Source organism: Acinetobacter sp. WCHA45 (assembly GCF_002165255.2).
Classification (GTDB): domain Bacteria; phylum Pseudomonadota; class Gammaproteobacteria; order Pseudomonadales; family Moraxellaceae; genus Acinetobacter.
Map to the genome: position 1 here is coordinate 130,832 of NZ_CP028561.1, position 24,400 is coordinate 155,231.

22 protein-coding genes and 1 riboswitch are annotated in these 24,400 nt (G+C 40.9%); of the genes, 17 read left to right on the plus strand and 5 right to left on the minus strand.

The window, feature by feature from the left end:
• Nucleotides 1-26: 26 nt before the first annotated feature.
• Nucleotides 27-929, plus strand: a complete 903-nt coding sequence (lpxC, locus tag CDG55_RS01810) for a UDP-3-O-acyl-N-acetylglucosamine deacetylase (RefSeq protein WP_005156853.1) — start codon at nucleotides 27-29, stop codon at nucleotides 927-929.
• Between the two features lie 98 nt (nucleotides 930-1,027).
• Here lpxC and CDG55_RS01815 read toward each other — a convergent pair whose 3' ends face one another.
• On the minus strand, nucleotides 1,028-1,468 hold the full coding sequence (locus tag CDG55_RS01815) for a DUF721 domain-containing protein (protein ID WP_087537052.1): 441 nt from the start codon (nucleotides 1,466-1,468) through the stop codon (nucleotides 1,028-1,030).
• 107 nt (nucleotides 1,469-1,575) lie between these two features.
• Between CDG55_RS01815 and CDG55_RS01820 the strand changes: the two genes are divergently transcribed.
• From CDG55_RS01820 to recJ, 11 genes are all read left to right on the plus strand, one after another.
• Nucleotides 1,576-2,280 carry a M23 family metallopeptidase gene (locus CDG55_RS01820; RefSeq protein WP_087537051.1) on the plus strand — a complete coding sequence of 235 codons (705 nt, stop codon included), beginning with the start codon at nucleotides 1,576-1,578 and terminating at the stop codon, nucleotides 2,278-2,280.
• A 205-nt stretch (nucleotides 2,281-2,485) separates the two neighbouring features.
• Nucleotides 2,486-5,203 carry a pyruvate dehydrogenase (acetyl-transferring), homodimeric type gene (gene aceE, locus CDG55_RS01825; protein ID WP_087537050.1) on the plus strand — a complete coding sequence of 906 codons (2,718 nt, stop codon included), beginning with the start codon at nucleotides 2,486-2,488 and terminating at the stop codon, nucleotides 5,201-5,203.
• Nucleotides 5,204-5,205: 2 nt separating this feature from the next.
• Nucleotides 5,206-7,173: a 2-oxo acid dehydrogenase subunit E2 gene (locus tag CDG55_RS01830; protein ID WP_087537049.1), complete on the plus strand. Its 1,968-nt coding sequence runs from the start codon at nucleotides 5,206-5,208 to the stop codon at nucleotides 7,171-7,173.
• A 136-nt stretch (nucleotides 7,174-7,309) separates the two neighbouring features.
• Nucleotides 7,310-7,597: a hypothetical protein gene (locus CDG55_RS01835; protein ID WP_046739814.1), complete on the plus strand. Its 288-nt coding sequence runs from the start codon at nucleotides 7,310-7,312 to the stop codon at nucleotides 7,595-7,597.
• Nucleotides 7,598-7,631: 34 nt separating this feature from the next.
• Nucleotides 7,632-7,772, plus strand: a riboswitch (yybP-ykoY riboswitch).
• A gap of 84 nt (nucleotides 7,773-7,856) precedes the next feature.
• The gene (locus CDG55_RS01845; RefSeq protein ID WP_087537048.1) at nucleotides 7,857-8,432 is read left to right on the plus strand and encodes a TMEM165/GDT1 family protein; all 576 of its coding nucleotides are present in this window, start codon (nucleotides 7,857-7,859) and stop codon (nucleotides 8,430-8,432) included.
• 158 nt (nucleotides 8,433-8,590) lie between these two features.
• Complete coding sequence (locus CDG55_RS01850; protein ID WP_087537047.1) at nucleotides 8,591-9,388, plus strand: MBL fold metallo-hydrolase; 798 nt, start codon at nucleotides 8,591-8,593, stop codon at nucleotides 9,386-9,388.
• Nucleotides 9,389-9,492: 104 nt separating this feature from the next.
• Complete coding sequence (locus tag CDG55_RS01855) at nucleotides 9,493-9,858, plus strand: YkgJ family cysteine cluster protein (protein ID WP_004659898.1); 366 nt, start codon at nucleotides 9,493-9,495, stop codon at nucleotides 9,856-9,858.
• Between the two features lie 141 nt (nucleotides 9,859-9,999).
• Nucleotides 10,000-11,466: an IMP dehydrogenase gene (gene guaB, locus CDG55_RS01860; protein WP_087537046.1), complete on the plus strand. Its 1,467-nt coding sequence runs from the start codon at nucleotides 10,000-10,002 to the stop codon at nucleotides 11,464-11,466.
• A 127-nt stretch (nucleotides 11,467-11,593) separates the two neighbouring features.
• Nucleotides 11,594-12,931, plus strand: a complete 1,338-nt coding sequence (gene glmM / locus CDG55_RS01865) for a phosphoglucosamine mutase (protein WP_087537045.1) — start codon at nucleotides 11,594-11,596, stop codon at nucleotides 12,929-12,931.
• A 12-nt stretch (nucleotides 12,932-12,943) separates the two neighbouring features.
• Entirely contained in the window at nucleotides 12,944-13,597 is a 654-nt protein-coding gene (pdxH, locus tag CDG55_RS01870) for a pyridoxamine 5'-phosphate oxidase (protein ID WP_087537044.1), read from the plus strand.
• Nucleotides 13,598-15,298, plus strand: a complete 1,701-nt coding sequence (gene recJ / locus CDG55_RS01875) for a single-stranded-DNA-specific exonuclease RecJ (RefSeq protein WP_087537043.1) — start codon at nucleotides 13,598-13,600, stop codon at nucleotides 15,296-15,298. It abuts the gene before it with no gap.
• A gap of 43 nt (nucleotides 15,299-15,341) precedes the next feature.
• Here recJ and CDG55_RS01880 read toward each other — a convergent pair whose 3' ends face one another.
• Nucleotides 15,342-16,109 (minus strand): putative porin, encoded by a 768-nt coding sequence (locus CDG55_RS01880; protein ID WP_087537042.1) that lies wholly within the window; start codon nucleotides 16,107-16,109, stop codon nucleotides 15,342-15,344.
• Between the two features lie 388 nt (nucleotides 16,110-16,497).
• Here CDG55_RS01880 and prfB point away from each other — a divergent pair.
• The 3 genes from prfB to CDG55_RS01895 all read left to right on the plus strand — a co-directional run bounded on the left by prfB (nucleotide 16,498) and on the right by CDG55_RS01895 (nucleotide 19,241).
• A protein-coding gene (gene prfB / locus CDG55_RS01885; protein WP_111313900.1) for a peptide chain release factor 2 occupies nucleotides 16,498-17,593 on the plus strand; the annotation gives its coding sequence in 2 pieces (ribosomal slippage) (nucleotides 16,498-16,569 and nucleotides 16,571-17,593; 1,095 coding nt in all).
• Between the two features lie 266 nt (nucleotides 17,594-17,859).
• Nucleotides 17,860-18,162, plus strand: coding sequence for an ArsR/SmtB family transcription factor (locus tag CDG55_RS01890; protein WP_034602558.1), 303 nt, complete (start codon nucleotides 17,860-17,862; stop codon nucleotides 18,160-18,162).
• A 26-nt stretch (nucleotides 18,163-18,188) separates the two neighbouring features.
• A complete protein-coding gene (locus tag CDG55_RS01895; protein WP_087537040.1) occupies nucleotides 18,189-19,241 on the plus strand; it encodes an alkene reductase in 1,053 nt (350 codons plus the stop codon).
• A gap of 94 nt (nucleotides 19,242-19,335) precedes the next feature.
• On the opposite strand, the gene CDG55_RS01900 is transcribed toward CDG55_RS01895, so the two are convergent.
• Nucleotides 19,336-20,352, minus strand: coding sequence for a hypothetical protein (locus CDG55_RS01900; RefSeq protein WP_087537039.1), 1,017 nt, complete (start codon nucleotides 20,350-20,352; stop codon nucleotides 19,336-19,338).
• A gap of 154 nt (nucleotides 20,353-20,506) precedes the next feature.
• On the opposite strand from CDG55_RS01900, the gene CDG55_RS01905 reads away from it, so the two are divergent.
• Both CDG55_RS01905 and CDG55_RS01910 read left to right on the plus strand, forming a co-directional pair.
• Nucleotides 20,507-21,823, plus strand: coding sequence for a 3-deoxy-D-manno-octulosonic acid transferase (locus CDG55_RS01905; protein ID WP_087537038.1), 1,317 nt, complete (start codon nucleotides 20,507-20,509; stop codon nucleotides 21,821-21,823).
• Nucleotides 21,820-22,533: a 16S rRNA (uracil(1498)-N(3))-methyltransferase gene (locus CDG55_RS01910; RefSeq protein ID WP_087537037.1), complete on the plus strand. Its 714-nt coding sequence runs from the start codon at nucleotides 21,820-21,822 to the stop codon at nucleotides 22,531-22,533. The genes CDG55_RS01905 and CDG55_RS01910 overlap by 4 nt, the downstream gene beginning before the upstream one ends.
• Here the strand turns inward: CDG55_RS01910 and CDG55_RS01915 are convergent.
• Both CDG55_RS01915 and CDG55_RS01920 read right to left on the minus strand, forming a co-directional pair.
• Complete coding sequence (locus CDG55_RS01915) at nucleotides 22,522-23,493, minus strand: mechanosensitive ion channel family protein (protein ID WP_087537036.1); 972 nt, start codon at nucleotides 23,491-23,493, stop codon at nucleotides 22,522-22,524. The genes CDG55_RS01910 and CDG55_RS01915 overlap by 12 nt on opposite strands.
• Nucleotides 23,494-23,627: 134 nt before the next feature.
• Nucleotides 23,628-24,197 (minus strand): DUF805 domain-containing protein, encoded by a 570-nt coding sequence (locus CDG55_RS01920; protein ID WP_087537035.1) that lies wholly within the window; start codon nucleotides 24,195-24,197, stop codon nucleotides 23,628-23,630.
• Nucleotides 24,198-24,400 lie beyond the last annotated feature (203 nt).

Below are 24,400 nucleotides of genomic sequence, written 5' to 3' on the forward strand. Positions count from 1 at the left end.
GTTTTTGCAAATGAAGTTGTCATGGTATGGTGAAACAACGTACTCTCAAGCGTGTGGTGAAAGCGAGCGGTATTGGTCTGCATAGTGGTCAAAAGGTGCTGATTAATTTTGTTCCTCACCATATTGATGGAGGTATTATCTTTCGCCGTATTGACCTCAATCCTCCTGTAGAAATTCCTGCGAATGCTTTACTCATTCAAGAAGCATTTATGTGTTCCAATCTTGTGCGAGAAGATATAAAAGTCGGTACGATTGAGCATGTGATGAGTGCTATAGCGGGATTAGGCATTGATAATTTAATCATCGAGGTCTCTGCTTCTGAAGTACCTATTATGGATGGCAGTGCAGGTCCATTTATCTATTTACTCATGCAAGGTGAGTTAGCAGAGCAAGATGCACCAAAGAAATTTATTAGAATTCTAAAACCTGTTGAAGCACTTATTGAAGATAAGCGTGCTATTTTCACCCCGCATTCAGGTTTTCAACTCAATTTTACGATTGATTTTGATCATCCCGCATTTGCTAAAGAATACCAATCCGTGTCGATTGATTTTTCAACGGAAACTTTTGTATACGAAGTCAGTGAAGCGCGAACTTTTGGCTTTATGAAAGATCTTGATTATTTAAAGGCGAATAATCTGGCTTTAGGGGCGAGTTTAGAGAACGCGATTGGTGTTGATGATACAGGTGTGGTCAATGAAGAGGGATTACGCTTTGCTGATGAGTTCGTGCGTCATAAGATTTTAGATGCCGTTGGTGATTTATATTTATTGGGTCATCAGGTAATTGCTAAGTTTGATGGCTATAAATCAGGGCATGCACTCAATAATCAGCTGTTACGCAATGTTCAAAATGATCCGAGCAGTTATGAAATTGTAACATTTAATAACGATAATGATTGTCCAATTTCTTATGTGAGTGTGATATAAGTCATTGTCTTTTATTGGTTATGTTATATTATAACAATAAAAGTTGAGATTTAGTTCACATAAAATAAGTGTATATTTCGATACCTAAGATAAGTAGTTTAATTTTTATTGCTTGCCAAACGTAGTAAAGCTTGGCTAAGCTTAGGGTCGCTCACATATTCAGCGGCGCTGCGTAACTGCTCTTGGGTTTCTGAAGAAAGTGTTTTAGATGGGGGAGAAGGTTCACGAGGAACATTCATTTTGTTTCTTAGGCGAACTTGGATTTTTCGTAAGTCTTTGAGTCCTTCTAATTGAGCTAACTGCGCAACATAGTTGCTTTGTAAATAGCTGAGTTGACTAATCATCGCTTGATTTTCACCAGTTATGATCAGAACGCCATGTTGATAACAAACAACCTGCCATTGCTCTGGTTGGGGCAGTATAGGTTGAATAATTTTCGTAAGTTGTTTCCATCGAGTCACTTGCGTAGTCAGAAACGTTAAGTTTCCAGTTTTTATGTGTTGTCCTTTCTGTTGAAAAACGTTGCTAGGTTCAGACATGTTAACTTCCTTCGAGGTTATCGGCTCATCTTAAGCGTTCATTTTAACTGTTATCAAGGAACAGATGATAAAGGAACTATTTAAGGACTGTTTCAAGAGGTTTTTTTATGCATATGCGTCGTATTTTACTTGCATTCTCACTCGCTGCTTCAGCCGCTTCAGTTGCTTTTGCAGATTATCAAAATATTGGTCAAGCAACAGATGGTGACCGCCTAGAGCAATTATCTAAAACCTTAGCACAAGGTTCTTATAGCCATCCTGATGATATTGATTTGCCTGCCGTATCGAATGTATCAGTTAAATTGCGCGAAAAAACCATTGAATTGAATAATGCTACGATCGAAAGAAAATATGGTCGTTCAGCGATTTCATCGACTGCCGAAGATAATGCACCATCTTTTTCAGCAAATACACGTTATTCGTGGTTAGTTAATCACCCACTTCAAGAAGGGCGGGTAAGTTCAACATGGGGTAACCGTACCTTATTAGGAACGACACGTCATCATTCGGGTGTTGATTTAGCGGCACCATCAGGTACAGCTATTTATTCAACAGGTTCTGGTGTTGTAACCAAATCAGGTTGGGGGTCAGGTTATGGTCAATATGTTGAAATCGATCATGGCAACGGTTATATCACTCGTTATGCTCACGCTTCACGCTTAATGGTGAATGCGGGTGATCGCGTTAGTGCAGGCGAACATATTGCCAATGTAGGCTGTACTGGACGTTGTACGGGACCACATTTGCATTTTGAAGTTGTCAAAGATGGTCAACGTAAAAATCCAACAACTTATCTTGCCATGTTGCCTTAAGCTAATTTGTTAACAGTTGTATATTAAATTTAAAAAGAAAGCGCCTTAATTGGCGTTTTTTTATGTTTTTTGTTTCATTTGAGTCAATGACTATTTAGCAAGAAAATATTAAGGGAATTTGTATTCATTTGGGGCGATACCTCCATAGCACCAAAACATGATAAATATATAAGGTCAAAATAACTTAAGGGAAAAGGTGAATTGTATGGCGTTTTATGGCGACTCAGACGCGCAGGAAACCCAGGAATGGCAAGAAGCATTTGATTCAGTATTACAACATATGGGCACGGAACGCGCCGCATTCTTATTAGAAAAACTTTATCAACAGGCTATTGCAAAACATGTTCCGATCCAACGCTTAAATACACCTTATCTCAATACGATTTCTGTTGAAGAACAACCAGCGATGCCAGGCGACCAAGATATGGAGCGTCGTATTCGTGCTTTGATTCGTTGGAATGCCTTGGCGATGGTATTACGTGCCAATAAAACAGGCGATGATCTTGGTGGGCATCTTGCCAGCTTCGCATCTTCCGCCACTTTGTACGATGTGGGCTTTAACCATTTCTTTCGTGCTGCCTCGGACAATTTCGGCGGTGACATGATTTATTATCAGGGTCATTGTGCCCCTGGTATTTACGCACGTTCATTTTTGGAAGGGCGTTTAACTGAAGATCAATTGAATAATTTCCGCCGTGAAGTGGGTGGTAATGGTCTTCCGAGTTATCCACATCCGTATTTAATGCCGGACTATTGGCAATTCCCAACTGTATCCATGGGTTTGGGTCCAATTATGTCGATTTACCAAGCACACATTCAAAAGTACTTGATGAATCGTGGTTTGATCAAAGAAGAAAATCGTAAAGTCTGGGCATATCTGGGCGATGGTGAGATGGATGAGCCAGAAAGTACGGGTGCAATTTCACTTGCTGGTCGTGAAAAGCTGGATAACCTGATTTGGGTGGTGAACTGTAACTTACAGCGTCTCGATGGTCCTGTACGTGGTAACGGTAAAATTATTCAAGAATTAGAATCTTTATTCCGTGGTGCGGGATGGCGTGTGATTAAAGTGGTGTGGGGCCGTCATTGGGATCCACTACTGGCTAAAGACAGCACTGGTGCTTTAAAAGCGGTTATGGAAGAAACACTGGATGGCGAATACCAACGCTTACAAGTGAAGGGCGGTGCATATGCACGCGAAAAATTCTTTGGTAAATACCCAGAAGCGGCTGAGTTGATTAAAGACCTAAGCGATGAAGATATTGATAATCTAAATCGTGGTGGTCATGACCCGTACAAAGTTTTTGCAGCCTATGCAGAAGCATGTACAGCCAAAGGTCAACCCACTGTAATCTTAGCGAAAACTGTTAAAGGTTATGGCTTGTCTGATGAAATTGAAGCAGTAAACAAAACGCATCAAATCAAAAAGATGCAAATCGAATCTTTAAAATATGTACGTGATCGCTTCAATTTGCCATTTAACGATGAGCAATTAGAAGAAGTGCCTTTCTATCGTCCAAGTGAAAACTCGCCTGAATTGAAATATATGAAGGCGCGTCGTGAAGCGTTAGGCGGTTATCTACCTGCACGTCGTAAAGAGAGTGAAACTTTAGCGATTCCTGAATTATCAGTATTTGATGCTGTATTAAATGGCTCTGGCGGTAAAGAGCAATCGACCACGATGCTGATGGTTCGTTTAATTGCTGCATTATTGAAAGAAAAAGCAATTAAAGACCGTGTCGTTCCAATCGTTCCAGACGAAGCACGTACTTTCGGTTTAGAAGGGATGTTCCGTCAGCTCGGTATTTATGCTGCGCATGGTCAGAAATATACGCCAGAAGATCAAGAACAGTTGATGCATTATCGTGAAGCAAGTGACGGTCACATGCTGCAAGAGGGGATTAACGAAGCAGGTGCGATGAGTGCGTGGGCTGCATTGGCAACCAGTTATTCAACCAATAACTTGCCGATGATTCCAATGTACATGTACTACTCAATGTTTGGTTTCCAACGTATTGGGGATATTGCATGGGCTGCGGGTGACGCACAGGCACAAGGTTTCTTACTTGGTGCGACTGCTGGCCGTACCACATTGAATGGTGAAGGTTTACAGCACCAAGATGGTCATTCACATATCTTGGCGAACACCATTCCAAACTGTGTATCTTATGATCCATGTTTTGGTTATGAATTGGCTGTGATCGTACACGATGGTTTACAACGCATGTATGTAAACCAAGAGCGAGTGTTCTATTACTTAACCGTAATGAACGAAAACTACGAGCATCCTGCAATGCCAGAAGGCGCTGAGGAAGGCATTAAACGTGGTATGTACTTGTTCGAAAAAGATGAAAAAGCAACAGTTCAATTACTGGGTTCAGGTGTCATTCTTCGTGAGGTGATCAAAGCTGCGAAAATCTTACGTGATGAATACCAAATCCATTCAAACGTTTGGAGTGTAACCAGCTTCAACGAGTTGTCACGTGATGGGATGGCATGCGAAGAATATAACCGCTTACACCCGCTTACTGAAGACGTGAAAGAATCTTGGGTATCTAAACAGTTACGTGGTACTGAAGGTATTGTTGTTTCTGCGACAGACCATATGCGTGCGTACAGTGAACAAATCCGTGCATATTTACCAGATGGTCGTCCATTTGTTGCATTAGGTACAGATGGTTACGGCCGTTCAGATACACGTGCCAACTTACGTAGTTTCTTTGGTGTTGATGCTGCACATATCGTGGTTGCGACTTTGAAAAAATTAGCGGACGAAGGTGAGGTAGATGCACGTTTAGTGAAAGATGCAATTTCTAACTTTGAGTTAGATACGGATCGTCCAGTGGCATGGGCGCCACAAGCGCATCCAGAAGTCCAGGCAGTTGCTGAATACAATGAAACACAAACAGGTGAGGGGAAATAATTATGCAAATCCAAGCACCTGATATTGGCGTAGATAAAGCACTTGTTGCAGAAATCTTGGTCAAAGTCGGCGACCAAGTTGCAGTTGAGGATAGCCTTCTGGTTTTAGAGTCAGATAAAGCAACGGTAGAAGTCCCAAGCACGGCGGCAGGGATCATTAAAAGTATTCTGGTTCAACAGGGCGATGAAGTGACTGAAGGCATCGCATTGATTGAGTTAGAGTCTGAGTCTGCCGCTGAAGCACCTGCAAACGATGCACCGAAGTCAGAAGCGCCAAAAGCAGAAGTAAAACCTGTCGAAGCTGAAACAAAAGCACAACCAGTTGCTGCTCCAGCAGTGACAGCAAGCCAGATTGTGGATGTAAAAGTTCCCGATATCGGTGTGGAAAAAGCGCTGGTTGCAGAAGTATTGGTCAAAGTGGGTGATCAGATTGAACCTGAACAAAGTATTGTGGTGGTTGAATCGGACAAAGCGACTGTAGAAGTCCCAAGCTCGGTTGCGGGGATTGTGGAAGCGATCCAGATTAAAGAAGGCGATAGCATCAAAGAAGGTGTGGTTTTGATTCAGGTCAAGACCGCAAGTTCGGCTGCTGCACCAGAACCACAAGCAACTCCAACTCAAACAGAAGCGCCAGTCGCAACGACTGAGGCACCAGTTGCAACGAATATCTCAACGGGTCATGTTGAAATTGAAATACCTGATCTAGGTGTAGAAAAAGCTCTTGTTTCAGAAATTCTGGTCAATGTTGGTGATCGTGTTGAAGCTCAACAAAGCCTATGCGTGGTTGAATCAGATAAGGCATCGGTTGAAGTACCAAGCTCGGTTGCAGGGATTGTGAAAGCAATCCATGTGTCTGCGAATCAAGAAGTTCGTCAAGGCATGGCATTAGCAACGATTGAAGTGAGTGGCTCGACCGCTGCACCAACAGCAGCGCCAAAAGCTCAATCAGCCGCTACGCCTGCGACTCAAGCAGTACCAGCAAAACCACAGGCGGCAGCGACAGCAGCCCCAAGTGCGCCTGCACAAGCTGAGAAACTGACCAAAGCGCAAGAAGCTGACAATGCCAAGGTCTATGCGGGTCCAGCCGTGCGTAAACTGGCACGTGAGTTAGGTGTTGTTCTTGGGCAGGTCAAAGCATCAGGTGAGCACGGTCGTGTGATGAAGGACGATGTCTTTGCTTATGTGAAAACACGTCTGACCGCACCACAACCGACTGCTGCAACGCAAGCCACTCCAGTGGCTTCAGGCTTGCCGAAGTTACCAGACTTTAGTTCATTTGGTGGCGGTGAAGTGAAAGCGATGACGCGTTTACAGCAAGTGTCTGTGCCACAGCTGTCATTGAATAACTTTATTCCGCAAGTGACGCAGTTTGACTTGGCGGATATTACCGAGCTTGAAGCATGGCGTGGCGAACTGAAAGATGGCTTTAAAAAACAAGGCTTGAGCTTAACCATCTTGGCCTTTATTGCCAAAGCGGTTGCGCACTTGTTAAAAGAAGAGCCGTATTTTGCGGGGCATTTGGCTGATGATCAGAAGTCAGTATTATTGCGTAACGAAATTCATATGGGTATTGCGGTTGCAACCCCAGATGGTTTAACAGTGCCTGTATTGCGCAATCCTGATCAAAAATCAATTAAGCAAATTGCAGCAGAATTGGCTGAACTCAGCCAAAAAGCCCGTGATCGTAAATTGTCACCGAAAGATCTACAAGGTGCCAATTTTACCATTACCAGCTTAGGCAGTATTGGTGGTACTGCATTTACGCCGTTGGTCAATTGGCCGCAAGTCGCGATTTTAGGTATATCTCCTGCAACCATGCAACCTGTGTGGAATGGTAAAGACTTTGATCCGCGCTTAATGTTGCCGTTGTCATTGTCTTATGACCACCGTGTGATTAATGGTGCTGACGCAGCACGTTTTACCAATAAGTTGACCAAGCTTTTAAAAGATATTCGTAGCCTATTGCTCTAGTACTTTTCAACGATGGAAACCTCGCATATGCGAGGTTTTCTATTTTATAGCATTAAAAAATCGACTTTATTTGTGCAAGCTTTTGTCTAAAATTAATATAGTTGAAAGAAGTATTTATTCGGAATAAGGAGCAAGGATGTTAATCATTTATCGAGTTGTATTACCGATATTACTGATTATTTTTGTATTAATGGGCTTGTGGGTCAATTTTCTACATTTTGCATCAGATTGGGTGATGTACATCGTCATGGGTTTGGAAGTGTTAGCTGCAACAATTGTGGTTAGCATGGAATATCAAGCTCAAAATGTTGGCGGTGCAAGTGGTTGGGGGATTTTTGGTTTTTTTGGCTTGAGTGTGAATTTAGCTTTGTTATTGGGGATTGCCCGTTTGCTAATTTGGGGTTACCAAAAATTTTGGGCATAGTGATTTAAAAAATTTAAAGAGTTTGATAAACTAGTATCACTTCATTGGGGAGTAGCCGCTCTTTACGCAAAGTAAAGAGGTGATGGTCAACATAATTGTTCCACAGAACATGGTCATCATAGCAAAGAACCAAGAACAGCTGTTTAGCTGTGCTTTTGTTGGCAAGACCTTTGATTTATCACTCTGCATCAATCTACTTGATTTTGGCTAGCAGGAGGGGTAGGTCATCGGTATATTTTGCTAGCCAGAGCATTCAACTATGTATGAATTCCTCATCTCCACATCAATTGTTGCCCTTGCTGAAATGGGCGATAAAACACAATTGCTGGCATTATTACTCGCGGCACGTTTCCGTAAACCCGTTCCGATTTTAATTGCAATTTTACTGGCTACCACGATTAATCATGGTATCTCTGCGGTATTAGGTCAATGGATTACGACTGTCCTAAGTCCTGAAATTCTATTATGGATTTTGGCACTTGGTTTTATTGGTATGGCGATTTGGATGCTCATTCCTGATGAATTAGGGGATGAAACTGAAAGTATTAATAAATGGCAAAAATTCGGCGTATTTGGTGCAACTTTTATTCTATTTTTCTTGGCTGAAATTGGTGATAAAACCCAAATTGCTACAGTTGCTTTAGCTGCACGTTTTGACAGTATTTTTTGGGTCATGTGTGGTACAACGCTTGGCATGATGTTAGCGAATGCGCCAGCAGTATTTATCGGCGATAAGTTAGCTGATAAGTTACCAATTTCACTTATTCATAAAATTGGTGCTGCGATTTTCTTAGTCGTTGGTATTTCAACCTTGGTACAGCATTATTTCTTCTAATTAAATTTAAATCGCAAAAAAGATCCATCATTTATGCATGGATCTTTTTTTATAAATTATGATAAAAGTACAATATTTGATTGAAACAATAATAAAATCCCATTATTTTATTAAGGAATTAAAATATTTCATATTTAAAAAATTTTTATGGGGTTGATATGAGTTTTGAGCGGACTACATCGCAAATACTATTTGATAATGGTACGCATAAATGCATTAGTTTTACCAGTTTGGTCAAGGGCGAAGGCATTCAAGCCAATCAATTTTTAATTATTGATCACGATCGTGCAGCGGTTCTAGATCCAGGTGGTGATCTCACCTATGTTCCTTTAACCATGGAGTTAAACCGCTATACCAAATTGAAAAATTTGGATTATGTGATGGCATCCCATCAAGACCCCGATATTATTACTTCGATGCCACGTTGGTTAGTTTATACCGATGCGAAAGTAGTGGCATCTAAATTATGGGCACGCTTTTTACCGCATTTAAACTCAGCATTTATGAGTGATCGAATGAAAGGGAATTGGGAAGAGCGCTTAATTGAGCTTGCCGATACTGGACAAGTGATTCCTTTAGGTGAATCAGCAATCGTAGCGATTCCTGCTCACTTTTTGCATTCGGTGGGCAACTTCCAGTTTTATGATCCAGTCGCCAAAATTCTTTTTTCAGGGGATATGGGGGCCTCAATTGTTGATGATGCCAGCCAGCCGATTGCCGATTTTGAAGCTCACATCAAGAAGATGAAAGGCTTCCACCAGCGTTATATGTGTTCCAACAAGGTCATCCGTTTATGGGTGAATATGGTTCGCCAGATGGACCTCGACATGATTGTGCCGCAGCATGGCACCGCATTTGTTGGAAAAGAGATGATCAACCAGTTTCTGGACTGGATTGAGGGTCTGGAATGTGGCGTAGATTTAATGAATGAGTATGTGTTTAGTTGTCCGACCTAAATGAATTCATAATATTTTTTCTATAAATCTATTGTGTTCATCAACAACTTTTCTTAGGATTCAAGTTACAAAAAATTAATTTGATAACGAGAATTTTAAGAAAAATGTTGTCTCAAGTTGCAAGCTCAGATGCATGCGTGAGTTGTGGTGCATGCTGTGCAAATTATCGTGTTTCTTTTTATTGGGCTGAAGCAGAACGGATGCCTGCAAACATGGTCGAACCGCTCACAGCCGTTTATTCTTGTATGAAAGGTACCAACCAAGCTCAAGTCAAATGTATCGCATTACAAGGAGAAGTAGGACAGCAAGTCAGTTGTTCGATCTACGCCATTCGAAGCTCAACGTGTAAAGAGGTTCAGATTGCGGATGATCATTGTAATAAAGCACGACTTGCGCACAATCTCATCCCATTGATTAATATTGAACAACAAGATTCAGAAAATAATGAGAATTATGATCAAGTTTGTTAACTGTATCGATGTTGCTTAAATGACATAAGGCGTCGTAGTGAAGCGTTTCTACGCGCTTATCAAATTATTTTCATCATAGAAAATGAAAATCACATCGAAATTTGTTTATAATAGCTCACGGAAATTACCAGTGAGATTGTTATGCTGACCATCGTTCAAGAAGCGTTAACCTTCGATGATGTCTTATTACTTCCTGCCTACTCAACTGTTCTCCCAAAAGATGTCTCCTTAAAGACACGTTTAACTCGCGGAATTCAACTGAATATCCCTCTCGTTTCTGCTGCAATGGATACGGTGACTGAGTCTCGTATGGCGATTGCAATGGCGCAAAATGGTGGTATTGGTATTTTGCATAAAAACATGGATATCGCTGCACAAGCTGCGGAAGTACGCCGTGTAAAAAAATTCGAAGCTGGAATGGTGAAAGACCCAATCACAGTAACGCCTGAAACGACAGTACGTGAACTTATTGCAATTACCCAAGCGAATAATATTAGTGGTGTACCTGTTGTAAAAGATGGCAAAGTTGTGGGTATTGTCACAGGTCGTGATACTCGTTTTGAAACCAATCTTGAACAACCAGTAAGCAATATCATGACAGGTCAAGACCGTTTAGTGACTGTTCGTGAAGGTGAGTCGAAAGAAAATATTCAAGCATTGCTACAAAAGCATCGTATTGAAAAAGTTCTAGTTGTTGGTGAACAGAATGAACTCAAAGGTTTAATTACAGTCACTGACTTCCGTAAAGCGGAAAGCTATCCAAGCAGCTGTAAAGATGACCTTGGTCGTTTACGTGTGGGTGCTGCGGTCGGTACAGGTGTAGAAACACCAAGCCGTGTGGAAGCATTAGTCGATGCGGGTGTAGATGTGATTGTCGTAGATACGGCACATGGTCACTCAGCGGGTGTAATTGAACGTGTACGTTGGGTAAAAACAAATTATCCACAAGTTCAAGTGATTGGTGGAAACATTGCAACAGGTGATGCAGCTTTAGCATTGTTAGATGCAGGTGCAGATGCCGTTAAAGTGGGTATTGGCCCTGGTTCGATCTGTACGACACGTATTGTGGCAGGTATTGGTATGCCGCAGATTTCGGCAATTGATAGTGTTGCCAATGCACTAAAAGATCAAATTCCATTGATCGCAGATGGTGGTATTCGTTTCTCTGGCGATATGGCGAAAGCGATTGGCGCAGGTGCGAGCACGATCATGGTCGGTTCACTCCTTGCTGGTACTGAAGAAGCGCCAGGTGAAGTTGAATTCTTCCAAGGTCGCTACTATAAAGCGTATCGTGGTATGGGTTCATTGGGTGCAATGGCGGGAGCAACTGGCTCTGCTGACCGTTATTTCCAAGACTCTAAAGCGGGTGCTGAAAAATTAGTACCAGAAGGTATTGAAGGTCGTGTTCCTTATAAAGGTCCTATGGGTAACATCGTACACCAAATGATGGGTGGTTTACGTTCTTCTATGGGCTATACAGGTTCATCTGTGATTGAAGATCTTCGTCAAAATGCAAAATTTGTGAAAATTACTTCGGCAGGCATGTCTGAATCACATGTTCATGATGTGACGATTACTAAAGAAGCACCAAACTATCGTGTAGGTTGATCTTTAGTAATTTTGGCAATAAAAAAAACCGTCAGTCCACTGACGGTTTTTTTGTTTTGGTGTAAAGTAAAACAGATGAAAAATGATATGACGATACGTCATATAAAGATAAGAAAGCGAGTAAAGAATGAGCTATTTTGGAACTGATGGAATTCGTGGCAAATTTGGACAAATGCCGATTACCCCTGAATTTGCATTAAAATTAGGATTTGCAGCAGGAAAAGTATTAAAAAGAAATAGTCCTAAAAACAAACCAATTGTGGTTATGGGTAAAGATACGCGTTTATCAGGTTATATTCTAGAAGCAGCTCTCCAAGCAGGTTTAAACGCAGCAGGTGTGTATGTGCATTTGTTGGGACCATTACCAACGCCTGCTATAGCGCATTTAACACGTGCTTTGCATGCACATGCAGGTATTGTGATTTCAGCATCACATAACCCTTACTTTGATAATGGGATTAAATTTTTCTCAGGTGAAGGTAAAAAACTCCCAGATGCCTTACAAAATGAGATCAATCAAGAATTAGAAAAAGATTTAGTGATTGATGATACGGCTAACCTAGGTAAAAGTGTTCGTGTAAAAGATGCAAATGGTCGATACATCGAATTCTGTAAATCAACATTTCCATACCACTTCGATCTTAGTAATCTCACAATTGTAGTGGATTGTGCTAACGGCGCAGCATATAGCGTTGGTCCTTCAGTTTTTAGAGAGCTAGGTGCGAAAGTAATCCCGCTTTTTAATGAACCAGATGGTTTAAATATCAATGAAAATTGTGGATCAACCCATCCTGAATTTCTACAAAAGGCCGTGGTTGATCACCAAGCTGATTTAGGTATTGCGTTTGATGGTGATGCAGATCGTGTCGTGATGGTAGATAAAAATGGTCAACTGGTAGATGGTGATCATATTCTGTATATCCTTGCTACTCAGGCTAAAAATAAACCAGTAGGTATTGTTGGAACAGTCATGAGTAATATGGCACTTGAGTTAGCATTACAAAAAGCGGATGTCGGTTTTGTGCGCGCAAAAGTCGGTGACCGCTATGTATTACAGGCATTAGAAGAAAATGGTTGGGTTACAGGTGGTGAACCTTCAGGTCATATCTTAACGTTGGATAAGAGCACAACTGGTGATGCGATTATTGCCGCTCTACAAGTGCTCACGGTGATGGTTGAGCAAGAGAAAGCATTACATGAATTAGTTGCAGACTTTGAATTATTTCCACAGGTGTTAATCAATGTTCGTTTACAGCATATGATTGATCCATATGCTGTTCCTGCTCTTGTTGCTGAATTTGAAAAAGCTGAACAACAATTGACTGGGCGTGGACGTATTTTGATTCGTAAATCAGGTACTGAACCTGTGATTCGAGTTATGGTAGAAGGAGATCAACAGCAGGAAGTGGATGCCATCGCAAATCATTTAGCCGATGCAGTCAGAGCTCATGCTCAAGCTGCTTAAAGGAGAGTAATAATGAATGATGTCATTAAAGACCTGAGTGAACTTCGTTTAAGTTATGAACAAGGTGAGTTACACGAATCCCAGATCAGTGTAAATCCCCATGAGCAATTCTTGAGTTGGTTCAATCATGCACTCACTGCTCAATTACATGAACCGTATGCGATGTCTTTGGCGACAGCAAATGCTCAAGGTCGGCCACACGTGCGAACCGTTTTGTTACGTGGTGCAACAGAAGCTGGTTATGATTTTTACACCAATTATGATAGTCAGAAAGGATTAGACCTTGCGGAAAATCCTTATGCTGAACTTTTATTTTACTGGCCGAGTTTAGAACGTCAGGTACGTATCGGTGGTCAGGTTTCCAAGATTTCAGAACAGGAATCGACGGATTATTACCATAAGCGTCCACGTGATAGTCAGATTGCAGCACATATTAGTACACCACAAAGTGGTGTTATTGAAAGCCGTGAGTTACTGCAACAGCGTTTTCAAAACTTACAAAACCAAGTACATGAAACTGAGTTGGATAAACCCGAATTTTGGGGTGGTTATCGTTTAGATGCAGATTATTATGAATTCTGGCAAGGACGACCAAACCGTTTACATGACCGTTTAAGTTATGAAAAACAAAATGGACTTTGGATTATTCAACGCTTGATGCCATAAATGACAATGATTCAAATTCAACAAAGACCATTTTTGACACGCCCTGAACAATTTCAGGGCGTGCCTACGTTTATTGCTGAAATATTGGCACGACGTGGCGTTCAGTCTAAACAGGAACTTGAGCTTAAACTCAAGCATCTGCTTGCACCCAGTCTCAAGGGACTGGACACGGCGGTTGAACTGATCGATCAGGCGATTGACCAGCAGCAGAAGATTGTCATTATTGGCGATTATGATGCCGATGGTGCGACCAGTACCGCCCTGATGGTGTTAGTGTTGCAAGAGATGGGTGCGGTGGTTGAATATTTAGTGCCTGATCGCTTTAAGTACGGTTATGGCTTAACCCCTAAAATTGCTGAGTTGGCAAAGCAAAGCTATCAGCCAGATCTTTTGATTACTGTAGATAATGGTATATCGAGTCATGCAGGGGTGGAGACTGCTCAAACTTTGGGTATGCAGGTCATTATTACCGACCACCACCTGACGACCAAACCAACTCCATCCGCAGAGGCGGTGGTGAATCCTAACCAGTTGGGCTGTGACTTTCCAAGCAAAGCATTGGCTGGGGTTGGGGTGGCATTTTATGTGCTGGCAAAGTTAGCCAGTTACCGCGCTCAGCAGGGAAAAAGTACCAGTAAAGTCACTCAGTATTTAGATTTGGTTGCGTTGGGAACTTATGCTGATGTTGCATCGCTTGATTATAATAACCGTATTTTAGTGGATGCTGGCTTAAAACGAATTCAGCAACATCAATGTCGTGCAGGAATTTTAGCATTATTGGATATTGCAAAACGAGACGCTGCAAGTTTACGCGCTCAAGATTTAGGTTTCGTGCTCGGCCCTCGAATTAATGCGGCTGGTCGTATGGAGAGCATGCGAATAGGTATTGAGTGTTTATTGGCTCCAGATCTAGAAACAGCTTATCCAATTGCACAGCAGCTCAATCAACTGAATGTAGAACGTCGTCAAGTTGAAGCTGAGATGAAACAGCAAGCGATCAGTGCATTACAGCATGTGCAGCTACAGGCAGATTCTTTACCTGCTGCACTGGTGATGTTTGATGAACAGTGGCATCAAGGGGTAATAGGGATTGTAGCTGGGCGTCTAAAGGAACAGTTTCACCGACCAAGTTTAGTATTTGCTCCTGATGAAGATGGGATACATATTAAAGGCTCTGCGCGTTCGATTGAAGGTGTTCATATTCGCGATACTATTGAGCAAGTCGCAGAACAATACCCACATTTAGTTAGCCATTTTGGTGGTCATGCCGCAGCAGCAGGTTTGACCTTAAAAAAAGATAATTTTGATGAATTTAAAACAGTTTTTATTCAATCAATTGCTGAAATGGATGAAAATTTATTCCAAGCGACTCTATGGACAGATGGTGAGTTAACTGATGCTAGTTTACATCTTGAAACGCTAGACTGGATTGATCGGCTAGGTCCTTGGGGACAAAAATTTCCAATTCCTCAATTTGAGGGAAGATTTAAAGTGATGGATTATCGCTGGTTGAAAGACCAGCATTTAAAGCTAAAGCTGGCACTCGGACAGCAAGTTGTAGATGCGATTGTCTTTAATGCGGCAGATCGTTTTGAGTTCAATCCGATGCTTGGCTATGTTGACCTAGTGTATACGCTGGAGCGTAACGTTTTTAATGGCAATACGAGTCTGCAATTGCAAATATCACATCTCGCACAATAAAAAATCCGCTCAGTAGAGCGGATTTTTTATCTAGCATAATTGCTTAGAAGCGGTATGCACCACGGATACCATAGGTATTATAGTCATCACCAAAACCAACACGACCTTCTAAGCTCACTTGTTGATTCAGGAATTTCTTCGCAGAGATACCCCATTCATCACGATTTGTTAGGTCGTTATTGTAATAATCTGCACCAACACTCAGTGTTTTATCTAGATAGTAGTCACCTTTAACACGGTATTCATCTAAATCACCAAATGCGCCATAAGCTTCTAAGTTGACATCTTTCCCACCAACTTGAGTGACATATTTAGCACGTACAGTTGGATCAGCGCCGTCTTTACCATTTTTCTCGTCGTAACCTTTCACACCTAATGCAAGTAATAAGCCTGGAGCAGGTAAGTAACCAACTTCTGCGCCGTAGGTTGTTACTTTTTGATCGATGGCAGTATTGTCTACTTCACGCTCACTACGACCGACATTACCACTTAAATAGAAATCACTATTTGGTACGAAATATTCAACACCTGCGCCATAGTTTGTATCTTTTACGCCACTATTGTCGGCATAGTTAACATTGGCTTTCACGTTGCTAGCACGGTTTAAGAACGCTGCTTCTGCAAGTGGTGCATTACGTGTTTGGACTGGATTGAAATAATAAGTCCCATCCACACCAAAATTGTTTGTGCTATCAAAATCGTCCCAATCTGTATAGGTATATGAACCACCCACTTCAGCTTGATACGCATGAGCAGTGCCTGTTACTGCAATCGCAGATAAAAGTGCTGATGCTATTGCTAATTTTTTCATGGTTATGCCCCTGTTGAGATAATGAACCAAATGAATATTAATTACACTTTTTGTTACAACTTTTAGTCTAGAGAAAATTATTTAATCGTCAATCTTAAGAAAGTAACTGCACGGTACAAACGTAGATAAAATGTAAATTTTAATTAGTATGTAATTGATTTTAAATAAAAAATATTAGTGTTTTGATTTATTAAAACTTAGGATGGATTGTGTTTATTCGTATTTTTAGTGTAATCAGAGTCAGTTTTAAACATGAAATTATATAAGCAAAATACATTTCCATGTATCGGATGAACTGCTGAATTTAGTTAAAAATACATGGCTGTGTCGCACAAACCAGTTATGTTAAAATATGAGATTGAGTGAAAAATATTGTGAGAAAATACGCGTGGAAATTAATCCGTACTTAGTCCAATTGAAAGATTTATCTGATCGTAGCCAAACACTACGGGGGTATCTTTGACTACGATCTAAAGGCTGAGCGTTTAGAAGAAGTTTTAAGAGAACTAGAAGACCCAACGATTTGGAATGATCAGAGTCGTGCGCAAGCGATTGCGAAAGAAAAGGGCAGTTTAGAAAATACTTTAGGTGTATTTGATCGTCTTGCAGAGCAGCTAGATGATGCTAAAGCGATGCTTGATTTGGCTGTAGAAGCTGATGATGAAACTTTACTAGAAGATGTTCAGGCTGAACTTGATAGTGCTGAACAGGCTTTAGGTAACTTAGAATTCCGCCGCATGTTTAGTAATCCAATGGATCCAAATCCCTGTTTCCTTGAAATCCAATCAGGTTCTGGTGGTACGGAAGCACAAGACTGGGCATCGATGTTACTGCGGATGTATCTGCGTTGGATCGAACGTCATGGCTTTAAAGCTGAATTGATGGAAGTGTCTGACGGCGATGTAGCGGGAATTAAATCCGCAACCATCCGTGTCGATGGCGAGTTTGCTTATGGCTGGTTACGTACCGAAAGTGGCGTACACCGTTTAGTGCGTAAGTCACCATTTGACAGTAATAACAACCGTCATACCTCATTCTCGGCAGTATTTATCTCACCTGAGATTGATGACAATATCGAAATTGATATTAATCCATCGGATGTCCGTACCGATACTTACCGTGCTTCGGGTGCGGGTGGTCAGCACATTAACAAAACCGATTCGGCAGTTCGTCTCACTCACGCACCAACAGGTATCGTGGTGGCATGTCAGAACCAACGTTCACAGCATGCGAACCGTGACCATGCATGGAAACAGTTACGTGCCAAACTCTATGAGTTAGAGATGAGCAAACGTAATGAAGCAGCTCAAGCATTGGAAGACTCGAAGTCAGATATTGGTTGGGGCAGTCAGATTCGTTCTTATGTCCTAGATGATTCACGTATTAAAGATTTGCGTACAGGGATTGAAAATTCAAACACCAAAGCCGTGCTTGATGGTGATTTGGATAAGTTCATTGAAGCAAGTTTAAAGCAAGGTCTATAAATCTCTTGCCCTCTCCCTAGCCTTATCCTGTCAGGAGAGGGAATACTCGAATTTAAAGTGTGAGAAAAAGTCTCCTATTCTTGAGCGGATGGAGACTTTATTCAATGAAAACAAATATATCAAAGTGGCTTCGTTCAGCATTGTTTAGTTAATCGAAAAAATAGGATATTAATATCGAAAAAAACAGATATTAATATTTAAAAAATACGATATACTGGGTTTAGGTGCTGAACAAAGTTTTGCCGCTTGATCAACATGGTGAGTCTATGGATATTGACATTATTAGCAAAGCCTTAGCCAATCCATTACGCCGACAGATTTTGCAGTGGCTGAAACAGCCTGAGCAATTTTTACCGGTGCAGGAATGTGGTGGCAGTTTTGAACGAGGCGTATGTGCGGGTCATATTGAACGTCTAGGCAAAGTTGCACAATCAACCATGTCAAATCATTTGTCTGTGTTACAGCAGGCAGGTTTGATTCAGGTTGAGAAATATGGGCAGTGGTCCTATTTCACCAGAAATGAAGCTTTGATTCAGCAATATATCGAACATTTAAAACAAACACTTTAACTGAATAAGTGTAAATTGAGGCGATCATGGCTGGACTAAATTCTGCGTTACAAGTGGGTGATTTTACGATTAAAAACCGTTTGGTTTTATCACCTTTGACGAGAGCTCGTAGTGGTGTTGAGCGTATTCCAAACGATTTAATGGTGGAATACTATCAACAACGTGCCAATGCGGGCTTAATTATCACTGAAGCGACGGTGATTAGTCCGAAAGCTGCTGGCTACGCCAATACGCCAGGCTTATGGTCACAAGAACAAGCTCAAGCGTGGAACAAAATTGTTGAAGCAGTGCATGCGCAAGGTTCAAAGATTGTGGTTCAGCTATGGCATGTCGGTCGTATTTCGCACCCTGATTTATTGGACGGTGATACGCCTGTAGCACCTAGTGCCATTCGACCCGCAGGTGAGGTCAGCTTACTGCGTCCGAAACGTGCTTATGTGACCCCTCGTGCTTTATCGCATGAAGAAATCCAAGAAATCGTCGCACAATATAAACATGCGGCTGAGTTAGCGAAAGCAGCAGGTTTTGATGGTGTTGAGTTGCATGCAGCCAATGGTTACCTGATCGATCAGTTCCTGCAAAGTAGCACCAATATTCGTGATGATGAGTATGGTGGTTCAATTGAAAACCGCGCGCGCTTGTTGTTGCAAATTGTGGATGCCTTTATTGAGGTATGGGGTGCAGGTCGGGTGGGTGTGCATTTGGCACCGCGTGGTGATTCACATGACATGGGTGATGATAATCCACTCGCGACTTTTGGTTATGTGGTTGAACAACTGGATCAGCGCAATGTGGCCTTTATCTTTACCCGTGAATATGAAGCAGAAGACAGCTTATTGCCAAAACTCCGCCCTAAATTCAAAGGGGTGTGGATTGCTAACGAGAAATTAACACCAGCTTCAGCAAAACAAATTTTAAAAACTGAGCAAGCAGATGCCGTGGCATTTGGATTAGCTTATATTGCCAATCCAGATCTATTAGAACGTTTGGAACATGATTTGCCTTTAAATCAGGTTCAATTTGATACTTTATATGGTGCAGGTGCAGAAGGTTATACCGATTATCCTACCTTTGAATAGTTGGAAGCCTAAGCAACCTGTGCTGGATAAAAATAATCTGAACTGAACTCAGATGAAAGATCAAGCGGATCATTAGCCGCTTGATTTTTTACTTTTAAGACTTAATTTGCTGTACTGCCTGTTCACTTCGATTCTTATAAAAATCCAGAATCACATTGGAAAAATCATGCACCATCAATTGTGCAATCTGATTGGCATAAAAATTGACTTCGGTGCTAATTCGATAATCAATTTTTAGTGTGAGCTTAGTTTGCTGATCATTGATTGGTGTCAATTCAAACGAGGTATATCGAAGATCAAAATATTTCCCTCCAATGCTGACATGATCATCTAGCGCGCCTTGAGGAATGGAGGTTGGGGAGAAACGATAGGTCCAACTGAGATATTGATTAGGTTTGGATTGTTGAATAATTTCCTCAAAATGAATATTTTTTTGCCAAGTTGAATATCGGATCAATCCTTCATTCATCGGTTTAGTCAACCCCGAAACAGGATAAGGCACACCAATGCTGTATAACACACTCGGTTTAAATTCATGTGGTTGAATATTGTCGGCATGATTGAGTTGTTGCCAAATGACCTTGGCAGGAGCATTGATCAGAACACTGCGATCAACATGATCATAATGCAGTTGGGTTTTCTCAGGGATAGGCAGCAGAATAAATGGTAATAATACGAGGCTATAAATGCCCTTATTCGGTTTCCATATTTTGTAACACAGCCCTTTCATGAATAAAGCGCCAATCAGTATACCGCCCAATAAAATCGGGGTCATAATTACAACGCAAATAGCACCTTCATGTAGTACAACAATCGAGAACAATAAGAGCAAAACGAGGAAAATAATAATCACTTTAAAACTTTGTATAAATGAAACAGCCTTTCGGTAATTCTGGATATATACAATCAGTGCGCCAATAATAAAGGGAACCACAAGTAAAAAACTGGCTTTCATTAATGCGCCTAAGTGACTGGCTAGAAGCGCCCATAAGCAGCACAGTAACGCTAGAATTAAAAAAGGGAGAATAATTTGAAATGGATGACGAGGTAGATATTCTTGTGTTGTTTCATCAGAAGGTTGCTTTATTTGTTTGAACCAATCAGGCTGCATTGTTTTTCTCAAAATGGATTATTCTTTGTTCTAAGATATCATTTTTCTTTATAAAGAAATATTTAATCAAAGTGCAACATACAATAATCAATTGTCAATGCATATGAAACTTCCGCATAATGAGCTGAAATCAAATTCTAAATTATGGTCTAGGATGGCGCAGCAAAACGCAGTACAGCAAACACCATTTTGGTATAACTTTTTACTGATATGTCTCAAGCCTTTATACCGTTGGAAAATTAAACAACGGGCTGAAAGTGATGCACTATTTCAGCAAGAGTGTCTAGAGCGTTTTGGACCATTTCAGCCCCCTAAAAATTTAAATACGATTTGGTTTCATGTGGTATCGGTTGGAGAAACGAATGCTGCTCAACCTCTGATTGAGCACTATCTAAAACTTGGACATTCAGTTTTAGTGACCAATACCACCAAGACAGGACAAGCCAGAGCCAAGAGTTTATTTTCCGAAAAATATCCGACACTTTTTCAGGCGGTCTATTTGCCTGTTGATCAAAAACCATTACTGAAACAATTTTTTGAGTTGTATCAACCGAAACTTCTTGCTCTAGTTGAAACTGAAATTTGGCCAAACTTAATTGCCCAAGCGAAACAGCAACAAATCCCATGTATCTTATTGAATGCTCGTCTTTCAGCAAAATCAGCCAAAGGTTATGGTAAAGTTCGTCGTTTAACACAGCCGATGTTGCAGCAACTCACATGGTTGTTAGCTCAGGACATCGCGACACAACAGCGTTATATGGATTTGGGGCTAGATCAAGCCAAGAGTCAGGTGGTGGGTAATATCAAGTTTGATATTGCAGCACCACAACACTATATCCAGCAGGCGGAACAGTTGAGACAGCAATGGCAATTGGCCGATCGTCAAGTGATTACCTTAGCTAGCACACATTCACCTGAAGAAGAAAATTTATTAAGACAATTACAACCACATTTAAATTCAAATCCAAATTTGCTCTGTATTGTGGTACCACGTCATCCTGAGCGTTTTGATGAGGTGTATAAAATTTGTCAAAGTTTAAATTTAAATACGCAACGCCGTAGTCTTAAACAGCCAATTCAAACTGATACACAGGTTTTTCTAGCCGATAGTATGGGTGAAATGTGGTTATGGTATGCACTCAGCCAAGCTTGTTTTGTTGGTGGTTCATTGAATGAGCCAGGTGGCGGACATAATATTTTAGAACCGATGGTTTTAGATGTACCGACTGTGATTGGCCCACGCTATTTTAATTTCCAAAGTATCGTGGATGAGTTTGTAGCGGAACACGGAATTTTGATTGGAACAGATGCTGTACAAGTGGTACAGCAACTTTTGAGTTGTTTAGATGACCGAATACAGACTCAGCAATTGATTGAACAGGCCGAATTGGTTCTGCAACGAAATAAAGGCTCACTCCAAAAGCATATTCAATTGATTGATCATTATTTAGAATTTAAAGCTTTGTCATGAATATTGTTTTACTTGAACCTAATCAAATCACGACAACAGATAATATCTGGCAGATTGAAAATCAACGTCAACTCCAACATTTACAACAGCATATTCAGTTGAATTGTGGTGATACTTTAAAAGTCGGCGTGCGTAATGGTCAACGCTATCTTACGGAAGTAATATCTGTTTCTGAGCAACAGATTCGCATAAGACCAATTCAGGTTGAAGCAATCCCAGCAAAGTTACCTGTTCATTTAATTCTTGCTTTGCCACGCCCTAAAGTGTTACGCCGTATCATCATGGATGCGGTGACTTTAGGCGTGGAACGGATCAGTTTGATTCATAGTTATCGGGTGGATAAAAGCTATTGGCAAAGCCCATTTTTACAGCAACTCGATGATTATGTGACTTTAGGTTTAGAGCAAGCAGGCGACACGATTGCACCTGAAATTCAATTGTATAAACGCTTTAAACCTTTTGTTGAAGATGTTTTGCCTACATTTATTTCGGATCAGAAACCTGCTTATGTCGCACACCCTTATGCAGAACAGCAGATGCCTTATGCGATTCAACATTCATGTCACTTAATTGTTGGCCCAGAAGGTGGATTTATTCCGTATGAGGTTGATCTGCTCATAAAAAACGGCTGCCAAGCGATGAGCTTAGGCAACCGAATTTTACGAACTGAAACAGCAGTATCACATATTTTAGGGCGATTATTTATCTAAGTTCTCTGTATGATCAGATTGATCACCACGATACACTTTGACTTCTTGTACTGGGTAAGGAATCGAAATTCCTTTTTCATCGAAGGCTGTTACAACCAGTTCTTGAATTTCACTAATTGATGCAGATGTGGTGGTTTCTGTGGTATTTACCCACCAACGGACGGTTAAATTAATCGAAAAATCTGCAAGTGCGGTGACATTGACCGAGAAACCGGGTTGGCTCAGTACATTGAGATTACGGTCTAAAATATCCATAATGATTTTTTTTGCTTTCTGCATATCATCTTCATAGCCAATACCCACTATAAACTCACAACGGCGGCGCTGGTAGGCATTGTTCACTGTCACGGCACTGGTGTAGACCGTTGCGTTGGGAATCACGATACGGCGACCATCAGGTGAGCGTAAAAAGGTTGCGCGAATTTGGATATCTTCAACATTGCCTTCAAAACCATTCACAACAATATCATCGCCGATGCGGAAAGGTTCACTGAGTAAAATTAAGATACCTGATAGCAAGTTTTGGAAAATATCTTTGAAAGCGAAACCGATTGCAACAGAACCGATTCCCAATGCTCCGATTAACTGGCTTGGGGTGAAACCTGGAATAGCGATGACCAATCCAATTAAAAAACCAAAGAATAGAATAAAAGTGCTTCCGACACGGTTGAGCACTAATACCAAGTTTTGTCGGGTATAGCTACGGTTTTCCAAAGTTTTGTGAATAAAGAATTTAAATAACTTAGTCAGTAGCCAAAAGATGACAAACACCGCAATGGCGATGCAAATATAGGGAACCCGTTGCCAGAAACTGTCGATGATCTTGTCAATCGTGGTATAGGCATCATGATATTTTTCAGTATGTGCCAATACCGTTTGCGTGGTTTTTGCACCTGCTTGATGAATCAATTCACCAGTATCTTTAGCGACCTCAGTTAATGTCGTTTGCTCATTTGCCACGGGAAAATCTCTATTTCGCAACGTAAGGAATTTATTAGGGGAGCTATCATAATGAATTTATACTGATCATGCATGATAAATTCCGTAACGGTTTTATTGATTGAGTAGCTCAAATTTGGCTGTTCGATAAAGTATTAAAAATACTCAGTTGTATTTTGTAAGATCTGGGTTGGTGTACCCCAAAAGTCAGGGCTAGCAAAATAATAGCTAAAGATAAACATGCCACATATCATCGTTAAACTGAATATAATCATGATCCATGCAAATAGTTTTTCCCATGTGGTGGATGGGCGGACATCGCCATAATCATTGCGATGAGGTGTGCCTGCTGCAAATAAGACATAAAGTGTAAAAAAGAATTGAAGGATTGGCACCAGTAATAATAGACATAGCCACCCTGTTTTATTCAGATCATGTAAGCGTCGGATTAAAAAAATGATCTGAAAATAAAAACCAGCAAACCATAGTGCAATCAGCGCAATTCCTCCGATTCCTGAAAATGCAGATAAGATTGGTTCATGAATCTGTACATTATTTACACTTAGACTCGCCGAAATTGTGGCAATAAGAATGAAAAGAACCGTCCAACTGACACTCAACAAACCATACCAACCTAGATAGCTTAAGCGATTAAAACGTCCTTTAGCAGATAAAGGATGATCGTATTGAGGCTGAATTGGGGCAGATCGTGTTTGATCGAACATGATGAATTCCTATTTTTTGATTATTAAATCTTTTAAGGTCTTAGCAATGATCAAAATAATCACTTATTTTAAAAGTAAAAAGCATAGACAAGCAGTTCAAATTTAAATTATTTTGAGTAAATTTTTGAAAAAAATTTGGTTGCTAAAGCATAACATTCTTACGACCAAAGCCGCATTGTTTGCTCTTGTAAATGATGACCATA

Excerpts from the sequence above, each read along its gene's own strand:
- lpxC (WP_005156853.1), top strand. The coding sequence starts at position 27 with ATGGTGAAACAACGTACTCTCAAGCGTGTGGTGAAAGCGAGCGGTATT.
- CDG55_RS01815 (WP_087537052.1), bottom strand. The coding sequence starts at position 1,468 with ATGTCTGAACCTAGCAACGTTTTTCAACAGAAAGGACAACACATAAAA.
- CDG55_RS01820 (WP_087537051.1), top strand. The coding sequence starts at position 1,576 with ATGCATATGCGTCGTATTTTACTTGCATTCTCACTCGCTGCTTCAGCC.
- aceE (WP_087537050.1), top strand. The coding sequence starts at position 2,486 with ATGGCGTTTTATGGCGACTCAGACGCGCAGGAAACCCAGGAATGGCAA.
- CDG55_RS01830 (WP_087537049.1), top strand. The coding sequence starts at position 5,206 with ATGCAAATCCAAGCACCTGATATTGGCGTAGATAAAGCACTTGTTGCA.
- CDG55_RS01835 (WP_046739814.1), top strand. The coding sequence starts at position 7,310 with ATGTTAATCATTTATCGAGTTGTATTACCGATATTACTGATTATTTTT.
- CDG55_RS01845 (WP_087537048.1), top strand. The coding sequence starts at position 7,857 with ATGTATGAATTCCTCATCTCCACATCAATTGTTGCCCTTGCTGAAATG.
- CDG55_RS01850 (WP_087537047.1), top strand. The coding sequence starts at position 8,591 with ATGAGTTTTGAGCGGACTACATCGCAAATACTATTTGATAATGGTACG.
- CDG55_RS01855 (WP_004659898.1), top strand. The coding sequence starts at position 9,493 with ATGTTGTCTCAAGTTGCAAGCTCAGATGCATGCGTGAGTTGTGGTGCA.
- guaB (WP_087537046.1), top strand. The coding sequence starts at position 10,000 with ATGCTGACCATCGTTCAAGAAGCGTTAACCTTCGATGATGTCTTATTA.
- glmM (WP_087537045.1), top strand. The coding sequence starts at position 11,594 with ATGAGCTATTTTGGAACTGATGGAATTCGTGGCAAATTTGGACAAATG.
- pdxH (WP_087537044.1), top strand. The coding sequence starts at position 12,944 with ATGAATGATGTCATTAAAGACCTGAGTGAACTTCGTTTAAGTTATGAA.
- recJ (WP_087537043.1), top strand. The coding sequence starts at position 13,598 with ATGACAATGATTCAAATTCAACAAAGACCATTTTTGACACGCCCTGAA.
- CDG55_RS01880 (WP_087537042.1), bottom strand. The coding sequence starts at position 16,109 with ATGAAAAAATTAGCAATAGCATCAGCACTTTTATCTGCGATTGCAGTA.
- CDG55_RS01890 (WP_034602558.1), top strand. The coding sequence starts at position 17,860 with ATGGATATTGACATTATTAGCAAAGCCTTAGCCAATCCATTACGCCGA.
- CDG55_RS01895 (WP_087537040.1), top strand. The coding sequence starts at position 18,189 with ATGGCTGGACTAAATTCTGCGTTACAAGTGGGTGATTTTACGATTAAA.
- CDG55_RS01900 (WP_087537039.1), bottom strand. The coding sequence starts at position 20,352 with ATGCAGCCTGATTGGTTCAAACAAATAAAGCAACCTTCTGATGAAACA.
- CDG55_RS01905 (WP_087537038.1), top strand. The coding sequence starts at position 20,507 with ATGGCGCAGCAAAACGCAGTACAGCAAACACCATTTTGGTATAACTTT.
- CDG55_RS01910 (WP_087537037.1), top strand. The coding sequence starts at position 21,820 with ATGAATATTGTTTTACTTGAACCTAATCAAATCACGACAACAGATAAT.
- CDG55_RS01920 (WP_087537035.1), bottom strand. The coding sequence starts at position 24,197 with ATGTTCGATCAAACACGATCTGCCCCAATTCAGCCTCAATACGATCAT.